Source organism: Mesorhizobium sp. WSM4814 (assembly GCF_055811595.1).
In genome coordinates this window covers 495,221-510,041 of the sequence record NZ_JBVVQT010000002.1, presented here as the reverse complement: position 1 = coordinate 510,041, position 14,821 = coordinate 495,221, and the positions used below count along the sequence as shown (strand labels likewise).

The following is a 14,821-nucleotide window of genomic DNA, read 5'->3' as shown; positions in this document are numbered from 1 at the left end:
TTCATCCGCGGTCGGCAAATCGATCGACAATCATTCCATAACGCGACATTGCGACAGGCGCACGACAGCTGCGACAGATCCGGTCACGCGCGCTCGATCCGGCACTGATAGCAGTTGTTGCGTGCCGAGCGAACATGCACATAGGCGATATCGTCGCGCTCGAACAAACTCTCGGCCCGCGCCGCGATAGCGCCCGTCGGGATGACGCCGCCGCTGCCGTAGACGATGCGATCGTCGCTGCCGTAACCGCGCACGATGTAGTCGCTGCCTTCGAGAATTTCGGGAAGCGCCTCGGCCTCGGCAGCGCGCTCGCAAGGCTCGGCATGCAGGAAGATCGGACCCGTCTCGGCATAAGGCTGCAATTGCGGGAATGGCCGATAAGCCAGGACAAGGTACGCTTCTCCAGCGGCGACGTTCTTCAGGCAGTGGCGGCAAGGCACGCCGTCACCGTCGGATATTTTCCGCTCTGGGATCAGGCCATAGGCGTCCGGCCCGCCGCGCTGCAAAGCTCTGACGCCTTCCGTGGGCAAGGCCTTGAACTGGATGGTCATGGTGCAATCTCCGATGTCGTCGACCGGAAATTACGTCGCTGCGCCAGCGCTTCCCACCCGATTCCTGCCAATCTGGATCAGTCCATCAGCGCGTCGAGACCGCGCACCAGCCCTGTGATCTCCTGTACCCGCCGGATGGCGAGCAGCGTGCCGGCCACATAAGGAGCAGCGGACGAGCCGGCATCGTGGCGGATGGTCAGCCGCTCGTCGGGCAGGCCGAACAGCGCTTCGCAGGACAGGATGTAGGAAGGCAGGCGAAGCGCGTGCACCTGCACCCCCTCGCCCGTGCCAACCGCAGCACCGCGCGTTCCCGGCACACCGGAGATCTCCGAGACCGGCCGCGCGGTCGAAGCTCTGCGGACATCGGCCAGCGCTTCGGCAAGCTCGCGCGCCGTGCCGGACGGCGCGTCGGGTTTCCTGGCGCTGGCATAGTCGATGACCTCGACATCCGGCACGTATTTCGCCGCCATCAGGGCAAACCGCTTCATCAGCGTGGCGGTGATCGAAAAATTACCGGCGGCAACGACGCCGACATGGTTGGCGCGGGCTGCAGCATCGATCTCGCCGAAATCGGCCGCACCCAGCCCCGAGGTGCCGATCACCACGTGCCGTCCGTTTTCGATGGCCAGCAGCGCATGGTCCTTCACGACATGCGGTTTGGTGTAGTCGACCAGCACGTCCGACGGCACCTCCATTGCCTCGGCCAGCGAGGCGGCAACGATGATGCCGTTTGCCGGCAGGCCGACAAGCAGGCCGGAATCCTGCCCAGCGCCGCTGCGTGACACGGCCGCGGCCAGCGCCATGTCGCCTTGCGCCCCGATCGCCGGAACCAGTGCCTTGCCGACCCAGCCGGTCGCACCGGCCATCACCACCCGAATCATCATTGATCCTCCCATCGCCATTTCGAGCGCCACGCGTTCCCTTGGATGCGTGGCGAACGCTCCAACAGTTTGCCTCCGAGCTGAAGCATCGATGAAATTCAGTCTGCGGAGAAAATCATGGCCGCATGACGCTGGCCGCACGTTCGGCGAAGGTCATTGGATGCACCATCTCCTTCTTTTGCGCGACCGGTTCAAAGCCGAGCTTCTGATAGAGCGGCAATGCCGCTGGATGGTCGAGCGTGCAGGTCTGCACCGTCACCCGCCTTGGCCCGTGCGACCAGGCGGCGTCGATCGCCGCACCCAGGAACCAGCGGCCGATGCCTTGGCCGGTGGCGTGCTCCATCATGCCGAAATAGGCCAGTTCCACTTCTCCCGGCAGATGCGGCTTCAGGTCGAAAAAGCCGGCCGGCGACCCGTCGAGATACAGCACCCTGATGTCCCGGTCCTCGCGGTGGATCCCGGCAGAAAGCTCCTCGTCGCTCAGCCTCAGCACGTTGACCCAGTGCCATTTGCGGCCCACCCGATCCATCAAATAGCGGTAGAAATGCAGCGGAATGTCCTTGGTTTTCAGCAATGCGATCTGGCGGTTATACGGCAGCGGCGGCGAATAGGCCGGCGGCGCATGCATTTCGAGAAACGTCACCGTGACCTCGATGTCTTCAAGCGCGCCGTTTTCCATCGCAGTCAGTCCTTGCCCGTCTCGACGGGCGTATCGCCAAGCCCACCCCATTCGGTCCATGAACCGTCGTAGAGCCTGTTGTCGGTGTGGCCTAGCGTCTCGAGCGCCAGCGTGATCGCCGCCGCCGTAACGCCTGAGCCGCAAGAGGTGACGACCGGCTTTGACAGGTCGATGCCGGCGTCCTCGATCACCTTGCGCAACCGGTCTTTCGACAGCAACTCGCCATCCTCGGCAAGCGCCGAAAACGGCGCATTGCGCGCGCCGGGCATATGACCCGAGCGGACGCCGGCGCGAGGCTCCGGCTCGGTACCGGCAAACCGGCCAGGCGAACGCGCGTCGGCGATCTGGCTTTCTCCGGTCTCGACGATCCGGCGCATGTCGGCCAGGCTGGCGACGCGAGCGGCATCGAAGTCGGCATGGAACACGCAAGGCGCGATCTTCGTCGGCTCCGCCGTCACCGGCCGTCCAGCCGCTTTCCAGCGATCGAAGCCGCCGTCCAATATGTAGACCTGGAACACCCCCATGACACGGAACATCCACCAGGCGCGCGGCGCCGAGAAGAAGCCCGGGCCGTCATAGACAACGATGGTGTCGTCGGCCGAAATGCCCATGGCGCCGACATATTGGGCGAAATGCTGCGGCGACGGCAGTGTGTGCGGCAGTGGGGAATCAGGATCCGAGATCGCATCGTGATCCAGGAAACGGGCGCTCGGAATGTGCGCTGCGTCATATTCGGCGCGCGCGTCGCGTTTCTGCGCCGGCAAATACCAGGACGCGTCGACGATGGTCAGGCCAGGCTCGCCGAGGCGCTTCTGCAACCAGTCCGCATCGATGGTGAAAGGGCTGTCTTCGGCCATTGTTCTTCTCCTGCCCGCCTTCGATAATCTGTTTATCAGGCCGGCTGTTTATCAGGCCGGCTGTTTATCAGGCCGGCTGTTTATCAGGCCGGCGGCATTGGTCCAAAGCGTATTCGGAAGCGCCGGTTCTCGCGACCCTTCTTCTCGATCTTGCCGATATGGATCTCGCCGACTTCTCCAGTGCTCTTCACATGAGTGCCGCCGCAAGGCTGGCTGTCGATCGAGGCGTTCTCGCCAATGCAGACCAAGCGGATCTTGCCCGTGCCGACCGGCGGCCGAACATTCTTCGATTTCACCAGTCCCGGATTGGCCGCCAACTCCTCGTCGGTGATCAGCCTGACAAAGACCGGGTGGTCGGCCCGCACCAATTCCATCAGCCGGGCCGTCACGTCTTCCCTGGTGAAGCCGGCATCCGGAATATCGAAATCGATACGGCTGTCGTCCTCGGAAACCGAGGCACCGGTGATCGGGAACGGGCAGACGACGGTAAGCAAGTGGCAGGCTGTGTGCATGCGCATCAGCAGATGCCGCCTCTGCCAATTGAGGGCAAGCTTTACCGGTTCGCCGACCTCAGGCACCGCCTGCTCAGGCGGCGGCACATGGATGATGTCATCCTTGGTCTCACCTGTGATGGTGGCGGCAACAGCGATCAGGCTGCCGTCGGCGCGTTCGAGGGTGCCCGTATCGCCGGGCTGCCCGCCCGACGTGGCATAGAAGATCGTCCGGTCCAGAATGATGCCGCCACGGTCGTTGACGGCGACAACCACGGCATCAGCCGTCCTGAGATAGGCGTCGTCGCGAAACAGGGCATCCGTCCTGTAAGCCATCACGCAACCTTTTCGAACGGCACCGAGATTGTGCTCCGCTGCTCCATCCAGCCCGGCACCGGCAGCTGCTTCTGACGCAGGAATTCCGGGTTGAACAATTTCGACTGATAGCGCGTGCCGTAGTCGCAAAGCACGGTCACGATGGTATGGCCGGGACCCATCTCACGTGCCAGCCGGATCGCGCCGGCAATGTTGATGCCGGTCGAGCCGCCGACGCACAGGCCTTCCTCCTGGATCAGGTCGAAGACGATCGGCAGCGCGTCCTCATCCGGGATCTGGAAGGAGAAATCCGGCGTGAACCCTTCCAGATTGGCGGTGACCCGCCCCTGCCCGATGCCTTCGGTGATCGAGCTGCCTTCGGATTTCAGCTCGCCGCTGGTGTAGAAGCTGTAGAGCGCCGCACCGAGCGGATCGGCGAGCGCGATCTTGACGTCCTTGCTCCTGGCCTTGAGCCCGAAGGCGACCCCGGCCAGCGTTCCGCCGGAGCCGACCGCCGAGACGAAACCGTCGACCTTGCCGCCGGTCTGGGCCCAGATTTCTTCCGCCGTGGTGCGGGTATGGCCATCACGGTTGGCGACGTTGTCGAACTGATTGGCCCAGATCGCGCCGTTCGGCTCGGACCGGGCCATCTGCTCGGCCAGACGGCCCGACAGTTTCACATAATTGTTGGGGTTCTTGTAGGGAACGGCAGGCACCTCGATCAGCTCGGCGCCGAGCAATCTGATCGTGTCCTTCTTCTCCTGGCTTTGCGTCTCCGGAATGACGATTACGGTGCGGTAGCCAAGCGCCTTGGCGACCAGTGTCAATCCGATGCCGGTGTTGCCGGCCGTCCCCTCGACGATCACCCCGCCCGGCCTCAAGAGTCCGCGCTGCTCGGCGTCGCGGATGATGAACAGCGCGGCACGGTCCTTGACCGACTGGCCCGGATTCATGAATTCGGCCTTGCCCAGGATCTCGCAGCCGGTTTCTTCCGAGGCTTTGTTGAGGCGGATCAGAGGCGTATTGCCGATCGCTTCGATCACAGAACGGGGCATGGAGATTCCTTTATGCTTGCGGCCGAACCCTAGAAACCCGAAGCTTGGGTTTCAAGGCAAGAATTTGCCTGGTCCAGCAGCATTTCCGGGCTGCAATTTCCTAAAACAGACGTTGCGTTGCGCCAATCATTGAAGCTCACCATTGAAAAGCGCTCTTTTCATCCGATTTCTTCACCGCTAGAGCACAGGCTAAGAAAAAGTCGCAGGGCATAGCATGACACTTTATCGGGCCGACCCGAAGCACGGCGTCGCCTGGATTACCGGCGGCAGCAGCGGTATTGGCCGCTCACTGGCCAAGGACCTTGCGGCGCAAGGCTATGTCGTCGCGGTGACGGCGCTCGACGACGATCCGATCGATACGCTTGTTGTCGAGACGGCGCAGATGCCGGGCCACGTCACGGCCTATCCCTGCGACGTCACCGACGAGAACCGCATGGCAAGGACGGTCGCGGCGATCGAGAAGGATCTCGGCCCGATCGTCTTGGCCGTGTTCAATGCCGGGAGCTATATTGCGACCGTCGGCGAAGACCTCACTGTCCGTGGATTTCGCCAGTCCTTCGATGTCAATTATTTCGGCATCATCAATGGCCTGGTGCCGGTCATCGAGCGCATGCGCGTCCGCGCGCGCGGCCATATCGTCCTGGTCGGTTCGGTCACTGCCTATTTCGGCTGGCCGACCACGGCCGCCTATGGCGGCACCAAGGCGGCGATCAATATCCTCGCCGAATCGCTGAAGTACGATTTCGACAAGATGAACGTCCGCATCCAGGTGATAAACCCGGGCTTCGTCGACACCCCATTGACCGAGAAGAATTTGCTGCCGATGCCCGGGCTAATGCCCGTCAATCGCGCCTCGCGCCGCATGGCGCGCGGCATCAAGTCCGGCGGCTTCGAAGTCACCTTCCCGCGGCGCTTGAGCTGGGGCCTGAAACTGCTCAGAATCCTGCCGAGACCGTTCTGCCGATGGGTCATCAGCACCGCGACCAGCTGGAAGGCGCGTCCGCTGAATTTCGACCGCAAGCCGCCGAGCGAATAGACCGGCCATCAAGTTGGCGATCCCGCCGCCGGCGGGACGTCGTTGCCTGTTTGCCATCGTGGCCATTAGGTTGAGATTTATTGCGTGGAGTCTGCGATGGGGCGACGGATCGTGCTTGCGGTATTGGGTCTCGCCGTCATTCTCGTCCTTGCCTACGTCTTTGGCCCGCGCGTCCCAGCCGACACCACGATCCGCTTCGATCCTTCGGTGATCGGCGATGACCCGCAAGCCTATCTGGCACGCAAGGAGGCGGCCGTACCTGATATCCACGACGGGCTGGAAAAGGAAATCATCTGGGCCAATCCGATGGTTCACGCCAGGACGCCGCTGTCAATCGTCTATATCCACGGCTTTTCGGCGTCGAAGGGCGAGGTTCGTCCGCTTCCCGACGAGGTGGCCGACCAGCTCGATGCCAATCTTTACTATACCCGTCTCACCGGCCACGGACAGGGCGGTGCCGCAATGGCCGACGGCAGCGTCAACGCCTGGATCAACGACTATGAGGAAGCGCTCGCCATCGGCCGAGCGATCGGCGACAAAGTGATCGTCATCGCCACCTCGACCGGCGGCTCGCTGGCAGCCTGGGCTGTGACGCAGCCTGGCGCATCGGACGGGGTGGCGGCCATAGCGTTCATCTCGCCGAATTTCGGCGTCAAGGCTTCCGGCGCCGAACTTCTGACCATGCCGTGGGGCCGAGAGATCGCCGAGCTGGTCGCCGGCAAGGAGCGCAGCTTCGTGCCACGCAATGCGCTGCACGAGAAATTCTGGACCTGGCGCTATCCGATCGCGGCGACCCTGCCGATGGTGGCGCTGACCGAGCTGGCCTATGGCGCGCCGGTGGAGAAGGCGACCATCCCTGCCCTCTTCATCTTTTCCGATTCGGACAGGATCGTGCGGCCGGACCGCACCCGCGACATCGCCGGGCGCTGGGGCGCGGCGCACGAACTGGTGCCGGTGGACGATACCGGCGATCGGGACAATCATGTCATTGCCGGAGACGCGCTGTCGCCAGCAACCACAGCTTTCCTCGCCCAGCGCATTGTCGTGTGGGTACAGGCGGTGGTGAAGTAGATTTCTGGCGAAAAAGGCGACCGAAGCATCGCTCCGATCGCCTTTTTCATTGTGAGCAGCCGACCCGACGGCGCGGGCCGGATGCGCTATCTGATTACGCAGCCCGCGCTGCTGGCCGCTTGCCGCCGAAACGACGCTTGTTGTTGCCCTTGAACGCCTTGGCGCCCTCCGGCTTGCGCTCACCGGCGAAGGCCGGCTTGTCGCCGAAGCGCTTGTTGCCGTTGTTGTGGCCGCCCGGCCGCCTGCCGTCGCGACGACCATTGCGGTCGTTGGCCGGCTCGAAGCTGCGCTCGTTCTTTTCGGCAGGATTGCGCTGCGGGTCGGGACTGCCGAGATGGTCGGCAACGATCGGCAGCTTGGTGCGGATGATGCGCTCGACCTGGCGCAGCTTGCTGTTCTCGGACGGGTCGCAAAGCGTGATGGCGATGCCATCCATGCCGTTACGACCGGTGCGGCCGATGCGGTGGACATAGCTCTCCGCCTCGTCCGGCAGGTCGAAATTCACCACATGGCTGATGCCGGGCACGTCGATGCCGCGCGCCGCGATATCGGTCGCCACAAGAATGCGCACCGAACCCTCGCGGAAATCGTTCAGCGCCTTCTGGCGGGCGTTCTGCGACTTGTTGCCATGGATGACGGCGGCCTTGAAGCCATCGCGCTCGAGGTCCTTGGTCACCCTGTCGGCGCCATGCTTGGTGCGCGAAAAGATGATGACGGACTTCATCGCCTCGTCGGCGAGCATCGTCGCCAACACCTGGCGCTTCTGCTTGGTGCGGGCAAAGACGACGCCCTGCACGATCTCGGCCGCCGCGGTGCTGTGAGGCGCCACTTCGACGCGGATCGGGTTCTTCAGCAGACCCTTGGCCAGCTCGGCGATTTCGGCCGGCATGGTCGCCGAGAACAGCACCGTCTGACGGTCCGGCGCGGTCGCCCTGGCGATGCGCTTGACGTCGTTGATGAAGCCCATGTCGAGCATGCGGTCGCCTTCGTCGAGCACCAGCCATTTGGTGTCGGCAAGCACGAGGTCGCCCTCACGCACCAGATCGGTCAGCCGGCCGGGCGTGGCAATCAAAATGTCGACGCCGGGAGCGATCTTCTTCACCTGGCTGAAGCGCGAGACGCCGCCAAGCACGAGTGCTGTCGAGACATGCGCGCCCTTGGCGAGCAGCTTGATCATCTCTTCGATCTGCACGGCGAGCTCACGCGTCGGCGCCAGGATCAGCGCACGAGCGGTCTTCGGCCGGCGCTTGGTGCCGAGCGCGATGATCTTCGAAAGGATCGGCAGCGCGAACGCCGCGGTCTTGCCCGAACCAGTCTGGGCGATGCCGAAAATGTCACGGCCTTCCAGCTGCGGCGGGATCGCCTGGGCCTGGATCGGCTTCGGATCGGTGAAGCCTGCGCCATGGGTGGCCTTGAGCAGCGCGCCCGTAATTCCAAGTGCTGCGAAACCCGAAAGCTCGCCAGTGTCCTTACCGGTCAGATTGTCGTTACCGGTCAAAGTGTTTTCGTTGTTCAAAATATTTCTTCTTTCACGCGGCTCCTGGCCGCAAACATCGATGGCGGCAGGGCGCAACCTGCCGTCGAAAAACTGTCATGAAACGACAAGGCGGGCGGACGTTATCGTCCGCACGGCTGCGCTGTCGTGCCCGCAGGCATCATGCCACGGGGCTTTTTCGCCGCCTTGCCGATATGCCGGAAAGAGGGAAAACAGACGCAACCAGTCTCATTCGTCGAGAAGGCCGGATAGGTCCCGGCCCAAGCGCCTATGCCGCCGCATATGGCCCAGTTCGCCGCGAAATGCAAGGGGCGTCATGTTGCAGCGCAGCAAAAACAGCCACGACGAGCAGCCGTGAAGGTCTGCTCAAACTTCTCCCGGCCATTCCCTCGCCCCATGCTGGACGAACAGAACTTCTATTTGAGTGTCTTTTACCCGATACGCAACGACGTAGGGTGTGCCGGAAATCACCAGTTCACGAGTGCCGCTGATCTCACCGACACGTCCGATGAACGGATTGGCGGACAACAGCCGAGCCGTCTTTGAATGAATGTCATTGACCAGGCGGGCGGCAGCACGCGGGTTACGCTGGCCGATGTAGTCGCCGATTGATGCAAGCTCGATCAGATAGTGTCGGGTCCAGACAATTCGCGCCGACCGCTATGCCTGACCATATTTGTTGAGAACCGCCGCGATCTCTTCTTCGTTTGCGAAGTCACCACGGTCGGCGGCATCGATCCCCGCCTGAACACCGGCGACCCACTTTTCCTGCCACGCCAGAGAACGGCCATGGGACAGCGCGTCCTCAATGATCTGATCGCGAGTCAGGGTTGAGCGCGAGGCCAACATGTCGATCCGGCGGTTCAAATCCTCGGATATTTCTATGCTGTTCTTCATGAGTTCAGTTTGCCATATCCGGCGAATGCCTGCCAAGAAGTTTCGCTGTTGAAGGCTGTTTGTTCCCTGTTCGATCCGCGCCAGAGGCAGATCGTGTCCGCAAGGGGGGAACTTGCTATTCCTCGTTCCGCGCCGTGGAGTCCATTTCCAATTCGCCAATCTCGACATCGAGCGCGGGCGCTGCCTCCCCAGCAAGCGAAGCGGGGGGCGGTTGGTAAGCCGCACCTAACAGACGGCCAGCTATGCCCGCCAGCGTATCGAGATCGGCGGCGAAAGCACGCCAGCGTTGCGAAAACAAAGCAGGCCGAAAAGCGGCGCTTGCGCTCGCTTACCGCCATGATTACCACAAATCAGCTTCTATTTGGGGACCGAGCGATGAAGGACGTGCTGAAGGAACTCGAGCGCCGCCGCGCCATGGCGCGCATGGGCGGCGGCAAGGCCCGTATCGACGCTCAGCACAAGAAGGGCAAACTCACCGCGCGCGAACGCATCGACGTCTTTCTCGACGAAGGCTCGTTCGAGGAGTTCGACATGTATGTCGAGCATCGCTCGACCGATTTCGGCATGGAGAAAACCAAGATCGCCGGCGACGGCGTCGTCACCGGCTGGGGCACCGTCAATGGCCGGCCGGTCTATGTCTTTGCCAAGGACTTTACCGTGTTCGGCGGCTCGCTGTCCGAGGCCCACGCCGAAAAGGTGGTCAAGGTGCAGGAGATGGCGCTGCGCAACCGCGCGCCGATCATCGGCCTCTACGACGCCGGCGGCGCCCGCATCCAGGAAGGCGTGGCGGCACTTGGCGGCTATGCCGAGATATTCCAGCGCAATGTGCTCGCCTCCGGCGTCATCCCGCAGATTTCAGTGATCATGGGCCCTTGCGCCGGCGGCGACGTCTATTCGCCGGCGATGACCGACTTCATCTTCATGGTGCGCGGCACCTCCTACATGTTCGTCACCGGCCCGGACGTGGTGAAGACAGTCACCAACGAGACGGTAACCGCCGAGAGCCTCGGCGGCGCCTTAGTCCACACGACGAAGTCGTCGATCGCCGATGGCGCTTACGACAATGACGTCGAGGCGCTGCTGCAGATGCGCCGGCTGGTCGATCTGCTGCCTGCCTCCAATACGGCTGATATCCCCGAGATCGAATGTTACCAGTCGGTCACCGATCACGATCTGTCGCTCGACCGACTGATCCCCGACAACGCCAATAAACCCTACGACATCAAGGAGTTGATCCTTAAAGTTGCCGATGAGGGTGACTTCTTCGAGATCCAGCAGGATTTTGCAAAAAACATCGTAACCGGCTTCGGGCGCGTCGAAGGGCGCACGGTCGGCTTCGTCGCCAACCAGCCGATGGTTCTGGCCGGCGTGCTCGATTCGGACGCCAGCCGCAAGGCGGCGCGGTTCGTACGCTTCTGCGACTGTTTTTCGATTCCGATCGTCACCTTCGTCGACGTTCCAGGGTTTTTGCCCGGCACCGCGCAGGAATATGGCGGGCTGATCAAGCACGGCGCCAAGCTCTTGTTCGCCTATGCCGAAGCGACCGTCCCGAAGATCACCGTCATCACCCGAAAAGCCTATGGCGGCGCTTATGACGTGATGGCGTCGAAGCATCTGCGCGGCGACATGAACTATGCCTGGCCGACGGCGCAGATCGCAGTGATGGGCGCCAGGGGCGCGGTCGAGATCATCTATCGCAAGGACATCGGCGATGCTGAGAAGATCGCAGCACATACAAAGGCTTACGAGGATCGTTTCCTGTCGCCCTTCGTCGCCGCCGAGCGCGGCTATGTCGACGAGGTGATCATGCCGCATTCGACCCGCCGCCGCATTGCGCGTGCGCTGCGCATGCTGCGCAACAAGGACATGCAAAACCCCTGGAAGAAGCACGACAACATTCCGTTGTGAGGCGCTGATGTCGCGAAAGCAACCACAGCAAAAGCCTACTCCGCTTCCGCCGCGCCGAACCCCGCGCCCATCGTCGCGCGGACGGCGCCCGACCACGGCGTGGCATGATTGTCGATGCGCATCTGGAAGATAAAATAGGTCGGCGAGCAGAAGCCGACACCTTTCACCTTGCCGATACCAGGCGTGTCGGGCGGCAGCGATTGGCACATGTAATCTTCGCGGCAGAAATGATCGGCCGAGCAAGCCGGCCGGTTGCCGCGATTGACGGCGCCGCCCAAACACTGGTCGAAATTATTGGTCGCCACGCAGATGTCGAATTTTTTGCCGCCGACCAGCCCGCAGATCTCGTTCGGCATCGGCTTGCCCGGCTTGAAGCCGGCAAAGGCACGGTCCTTGTCATTGCATCCGCGATAGGCGATGCCGGCCGGCACACCGATCTTCGGCGGCCGGCAGGTGTAGGCGGTGCGCGAAATGTCGGTGGCGAAGGCCGCGAACTGGCCGGTAATGCTGTAGCGGTCATTGAAAGGCTGCGTGCCGTTGCTGGCGATCGAGCCGGTCAGGCATGGATGGCCGGAAAACATCTTTTCGCTGTCCTTGGGCAGCAGGCATTGCGCCAGTTTCGTCCGCACCCCCGATGCCGTCGCCAGCGCCGTGCAGACGGTGCCGCCGCCGCATTGCCAGGTCGTGCCGAAGCGGGCCGCATCCTCCGGCATCAAACACGGCATCGCCATTTCGGCCGGTGCGTAAGCGACCTCGCCGGCGTCTTTCCATGCGGCCGGCGGCGCGAAGGACAGCGGGCGGAGCCGGTTCGGCTCCTTGCCGTCGGCGGTCGCACGCAGCCAGGCTTCGCGCCGCGGCATCTCGGCATGGAGATGCGGCGAGATGCCGACCTCGATGCGGTTCAGCGGCGATGTCGTCTTGTCGTCGAGGCCGATGAAATGGAAACCGGCGGTCGAACCAGCCTGATGGCAACCCTGGCAGGCGCCATTGTCGAGCCGCTCGACCAGCGCTTCCGGCGTGCGCAGCAGCTTCAGCGCGGAATAGTCCAGCCCGGAAAAATCCGCGGGCTGGAACAGCGGCGTGAACGGGTGATTGGCCTGCCTTGCGCTGCCGAAAGTCGACCACGAGATGACTTTCTTGGCCAGGAATTCATCCGGAATTTCGTAGACGCCGAGATCGACCGCCGCGAGATTGGCGCTGATATAGTCGGCAAGTTTTGCTTTCAGCGCGGCGTCGTCGGCAAGCCGCGCCAGGTCGGGCGTGTTTTCCAGCGGCTTTTCGCTGACCGTCTCTCCATCGACGCCAAAAATCCGCATGAGGTAGGCAGCCTGGCCGCCAAATTCGGTCTCCTGGCCGGAGGGAAAGCGCACCATCTGGGCGTTGAGCTCGAGCTGCTTGAAGCTCAGTCCGGCCTTTTCAAGCGGCCCGCCGATGAGCCAGCCGATGTCGACGGTCTCATCGAGCTGCGGCGTCCAGCGTCCGGCAACGCCGACGCAGCCGCCATCGGCGTCCGGCGCGACGCTATAGATGGCATTGAAATTGAACGGCAAGCGCGAGGCCAGAACCTTGCCGTTTTTCTTGAAGCTGTAGGCAAGACGGTAGATGAAACGGACCTCGCCGCAGCCCCCGTCGCCTCGTATTTCGGCGAAATCACGCCGATCGAGCCGGTTGACGACACCGACCAGCCGAAAGCGCGCGGCGTCGGTCTTCAGCCAGCGCATGTCGATGATGCGGCCGACATTGCCGTCGGTGACTTCGTAGAGCGACCGCCCGCCAGCCTTCATCTCGGCGCGCAGCGCGGCGACATCGCCGGCAATCGTTTCGACGATCTGATGATAGGCCGGCGCCTTGTCATAGAGCGTCTTCAGGTCGCCCTTGCCTTCGACATCGAAAATGCCGGCGAAATCAAAACCCCTGGCGTCGAGTGCGGCGAGCACAGCCGGATCGTCGACGATCATCACCGGACCTTCGGCGCGCGCCAGGCTGGCCAAGAATAAATTGGCGAAAATCACAGCGATCAAGGCGAGCCGACGGTTCATTCAGCGGTCATCCCGTTGCGATTTTCGGCAAGCTCGCTCAGCACCGGCACCAGCGCCAGCGGCAAGTCTTCAGCGATCAGCCCAGGTCCGAAACGGCTGCCGGCCTCAGCGTGAATCCAGACCGCCGCGCAGGCGGCTTCGAAAGCCGGCATGCCTTGCGCCAGAAAGCCGGCGATGATGCCCGACAGCACGTCGCCCGACCCGGCTGTGGCCAGCCATGGCGCGCCGTTGCCGTTGATCGCCGCCCTGCCATCGGACGCCGCGATCACCGTGTCCGCGCCCTTGTAGACCACGATGGCGCCGGCGCGCGCGGCGGCAGTGCGCGCCTTGGCCAGCTTGGACAGGGTCTTGTCTGCGGCGATGTCCGCAAACAGCCTGGCGAATTCGCCCTCATGCGGCGTCAGCACCAGCGCTGGCGCGTTCAGACGACGGGCGGCTTCGAACAGAACGTCGGGCGTATCGCGAAACGAAGTGATGCCATCGGCATCGAGCACCAGCCCGTCGACCTTGCCGTCTTGCCGCCCCCCGGTGGCCAGTACGCCAAGGGCAAAATCGCGTGTTTTCTCGCCAACGCCAAATCCGGGTCCGAGGACAAATGCCGATGGCCGGCGGCCCTCGATGAATTCCTGCACGTCCGCGATGCTGTCGGCCTTTTTCAGCATGATCGAAGTCAGATGCGCGGCATTCACCTGCACGGCATTCGCCGGCGACAGCACGGTCACCGCCCCTGCCCCGCTTCTGGCCGCGGCAAGCGCCGACAGCCGTGCGGCACCCGTCGCCGATGGCCCGCCGGAAAAGACGCCGACATGGCCGCGCCTGTATTTATGCGCGTCGACGGCTGGGACCGGGAAATTTTCGAGCCAAATCGGCGGGATGTTCTCGAAGGTGAGCGGTTCAAGCTGAGCAACGATATCGTCGCTAATGCCGATATCGGCAAGCACCAGCTCGCCGCACATCCCGCGCCCAGGCAACAGCAGATGGCCGGGCTTTTTTCGCGCAAACGTCACCGTGATTCGGGCGCGAAATGCCGGGCCGAGAATCTGGCCGCTCTCGCCTGACACGCCTGAGGGCAGATCGACCGCGACGACAGGCAGGTTCAGTTCTGTCGCAACCTCGACCGCCCTGGCGGCATCGCCGGACAGCGGCTTGGACAGCCCTGCCCCATAAAGCGCATCGACCAGGATCGAACCTCTATCGGCAGCAAATTCCGACAGCGGCCGGGGCCTGACAGGGCATTCCGACGCGGCGAGCGCCGCGTCGCTGCCGGCTTTGGGCGAGCTGGATGCCCACAGCAAGACGTCGACGGCGCTGTCCCCAAGCATGCGGGCGACGACATAGCCATCGCCGCCATTGTTGCCGGGCCCGCACAGCACGTGGACACGCCTGGCAGCCGGAAAATGGGCGAGCACCACCGCAGCGACTGCGCCACCCGCATTGCGCATCAGGCCGATGCCGTCGAATGGTCCGGCGGAAATCGTCAACCGGTCGGCCTCAGCCATTTCGGCCGGAGACAGAATTTCATTGCTCATGGATGCCGATCCGCATT

General features: G+C 63.1%; 14 protein-coding genes. 3 read left to right on the top strand and 11 right to left on the bottom strand.

From position 1 onward, the window contains the following. Window positions 1-83 precede the first annotated feature (83 nt). From AC0L2V_RS05780 to AC0L2V_RS05755, 6 genes are all read right to left on the bottom strand, one after another. Window positions 84-551 carry a DUF1203 domain-containing protein gene (locus AC0L2V_RS05780; protein WP_091591155.1) on the bottom strand — a complete coding sequence of 156 codons (468 nt, stop codon included), beginning with the start codon at window positions 549-551 and terminating at the stop codon, window positions 84-86. Window positions 552-628: 77 nt separating this feature from the next. Then, window positions 629-1,435, bottom strand: coding sequence for a 4-hydroxy-tetrahydrodipicolinate reductase (gene dapB, locus AC0L2V_RS05775; RefSeq protein ID WP_473519645.1), 807 nt, complete (start codon window positions 1,433-1,435; stop codon window positions 629-631). 112 nt (window positions 1,436-1,547) lie between these two features. Further along, window positions 1,548-2,111, bottom strand: coding sequence for a GNAT family N-acetyltransferase (locus tag AC0L2V_RS05770; RefSeq protein ID WP_027154015.1), 564 nt, complete (start codon window positions 2,109-2,111; stop codon window positions 1,548-1,550). A 5-nt stretch (window positions 2,112-2,116) separates the two neighbouring features. Continuing rightward, window positions 2,117-2,968 (bottom strand): 3-mercaptopyruvate sulfurtransferase, encoded by an 852-nt coding sequence (gene sseA / locus AC0L2V_RS05765; protein WP_473519644.1) that lies wholly within the window; start codon window positions 2,966-2,968, stop codon window positions 2,117-2,119. A gap of 83 nt (window positions 2,969-3,051) precedes the next feature. Continuing rightward, window positions 3,052-3,795: an alanyl-tRNA editing protein gene (locus AC0L2V_RS05760; RefSeq protein WP_473519643.1), complete on the bottom strand. Its 744-nt coding sequence runs from the start codon at window positions 3,793-3,795 to the stop codon at window positions 3,052-3,054. Next, a complete protein-coding gene (locus AC0L2V_RS05755; RefSeq protein ID WP_077377624.1) occupies window positions 3,795-4,829 on the bottom strand; it encodes a cysteine synthase A in 1,035 nt (344 codons plus the stop codon). Before AC0L2V_RS05755 ends, AC0L2V_RS05760 begins: the two co-directional genes overlap by 1 nt. Window positions 4,830-5,043: 214 nt before the next feature. Between AC0L2V_RS05755 and AC0L2V_RS05750 the strand changes: the two genes are divergently transcribed. Next, on the top strand, window positions 5,044-5,865 hold the full coding sequence (locus AC0L2V_RS05750; RefSeq protein WP_473519642.1) for an SDR family oxidoreductase: 822 nt from the start codon (window positions 5,044-5,046) through the stop codon (window positions 5,863-5,865). Window positions 5,866-5,961: 96 nt separating this feature from the next. Beyond that, the gene (locus tag AC0L2V_RS05745; protein ID WP_473519641.1) at window positions 5,962-6,936 is read left to right on the top strand and encodes an alpha/beta hydrolase; all 975 of its coding nucleotides are present in this window, start codon (window positions 5,962-5,964) and stop codon (window positions 6,934-6,936) included. A 94-nt stretch (window positions 6,937-7,030) separates the two neighbouring features. Here the strand turns inward: AC0L2V_RS05745 and AC0L2V_RS05740 are convergent, their stop codons facing one another. From AC0L2V_RS05740 to AC0L2V_RS05730, 3 genes are all read right to left on the bottom strand, one after another. Then, window positions 7,031-8,452: a DEAD/DEAH box helicase gene (locus tag AC0L2V_RS05740; RefSeq protein WP_287194174.1), complete on the bottom strand. Its 1,422-nt coding sequence runs from the start codon at window positions 8,450-8,452 to the stop codon at window positions 7,031-7,033. Window positions 8,453-8,797: 345 nt separating this feature from the next. Further along, window positions 8,798-9,028, bottom strand: a complete 231-nt coding sequence (locus AC0L2V_RS05735) for a type II toxin-antitoxin system RelE/ParE family toxin (RefSeq protein ID WP_473519697.1) — start codon at window positions 9,026-9,028, stop codon at window positions 8,798-8,800. A gap of 63 nt (window positions 9,029-9,091) precedes the next feature. After that, window positions 9,092-9,328 carry a transcriptional regulator gene (locus tag AC0L2V_RS05730; RefSeq protein ID WP_473519640.1) on the bottom strand — a complete coding sequence of 79 codons (237 nt, stop codon included), beginning with the start codon at window positions 9,326-9,328 and terminating at the stop codon, window positions 9,092-9,094. 375 nt (window positions 9,329-9,703) lie between these two features. Here AC0L2V_RS05730 and AC0L2V_RS05725 point away from each other — a divergent pair, with 375 nt between their 5' ends. Further along, entirely contained in the window at window positions 9,704-11,236 is a 1,533-nt protein-coding gene (locus AC0L2V_RS05725; protein ID WP_473519639.1) for an acyl-CoA carboxylase subunit beta, read from the top strand. 35 nt (window positions 11,237-11,271) lie between these two features. On the opposite strand, the gene AC0L2V_RS05720 is transcribed toward AC0L2V_RS05725, so the two are convergent. Then, a complete protein-coding gene (locus tag AC0L2V_RS05720) occupies window positions 11,272-13,275 on the bottom strand; it encodes a hypothetical protein (protein WP_473519638.1) in 2,004 nt (667 codons plus the stop codon). Further along, the gene (locus tag AC0L2V_RS05715; RefSeq protein ID WP_473519637.1) at window positions 13,272-14,804 is read right to left on the bottom strand and encodes an NAD(P)H-hydrate dehydratase; all 1,533 of its coding nucleotides are present in this window, start codon (window positions 14,802-14,804) and stop codon (window positions 13,272-13,274) included. Before AC0L2V_RS05715 ends, AC0L2V_RS05720 begins: the two co-directional genes overlap by 4 nt. Between the last annotated feature and the right edge of the window lie 17 nt (window positions 14,805-14,821).

Excerpts from the sequence above, each read along its gene's own strand:
- AC0L2V_RS05780 (WP_091591155.1), bottom strand. The coding sequence starts at position 551 with ATGACCATCCAGTTCAAGGCCTTGCCCACGGAAGGCGTCAGAGCTTTG.
- dapB (WP_473519645.1), bottom strand. The coding sequence starts at position 1,435 with ATGATGATTCGGGTGGTGATGGCCGGTGCGACCGGCTGGGTCGGCAAG.
- AC0L2V_RS05770 (WP_027154015.1), bottom strand. The coding sequence starts at position 2,111 with ATGGAAAACGGCGCGCTTGAAGACATCGAGGTCACGGTGACGTTTCTC.
- sseA (WP_473519644.1), bottom strand. The coding sequence starts at position 2,968 with ATGGCCGAAGACAGCCCTTTCACCATCGATGCGGACTGGTTGCAGAAG.
- AC0L2V_RS05760 (WP_473519643.1), bottom strand. The coding sequence starts at position 3,795 with ATGGCTTACAGGACGGATGCCCTGTTTCGCGACGACGCCTATCTCAGG.
- AC0L2V_RS05755 (WP_077377624.1), bottom strand. The coding sequence starts at position 4,829 with ATGCCCCGTTCTGTGATCGAAGCGATCGGCAATACGCCTCTGATCCGC.
- AC0L2V_RS05750 (WP_473519642.1), top strand. The coding sequence starts at position 5,044 with ATGACACTTTATCGGGCCGACCCGAAGCACGGCGTCGCCTGGATTACC.
- AC0L2V_RS05745 (WP_473519641.1), top strand. The coding sequence starts at position 5,962 with ATGGGGCGACGGATCGTGCTTGCGGTATTGGGTCTCGCCGTCATTCTC.
- AC0L2V_RS05730 (WP_473519640.1), bottom strand. The coding sequence starts at position 9,328 with ATGAAGAACAGCATAGAAATATCCGAGGATTTGAACCGCCGGATCGAC.
- AC0L2V_RS05725 (WP_473519639.1), top strand. The coding sequence starts at position 9,704 with ATGAAGGACGTGCTGAAGGAACTCGAGCGCCGCCGCGCCATGGCGCGC.
- AC0L2V_RS05720 (WP_473519638.1), bottom strand. The coding sequence starts at position 13,275 with ATGAACCGTCGGCTCGCCTTGATCGCTGTGATTTTCGCCAATTTATTC.
- AC0L2V_RS05715 (WP_473519637.1), bottom strand. The coding sequence starts at position 14,804 with ATGAGCAATGAAATTCTGTCTCCGGCCGAAATGGCTGAGGCCGACCGG.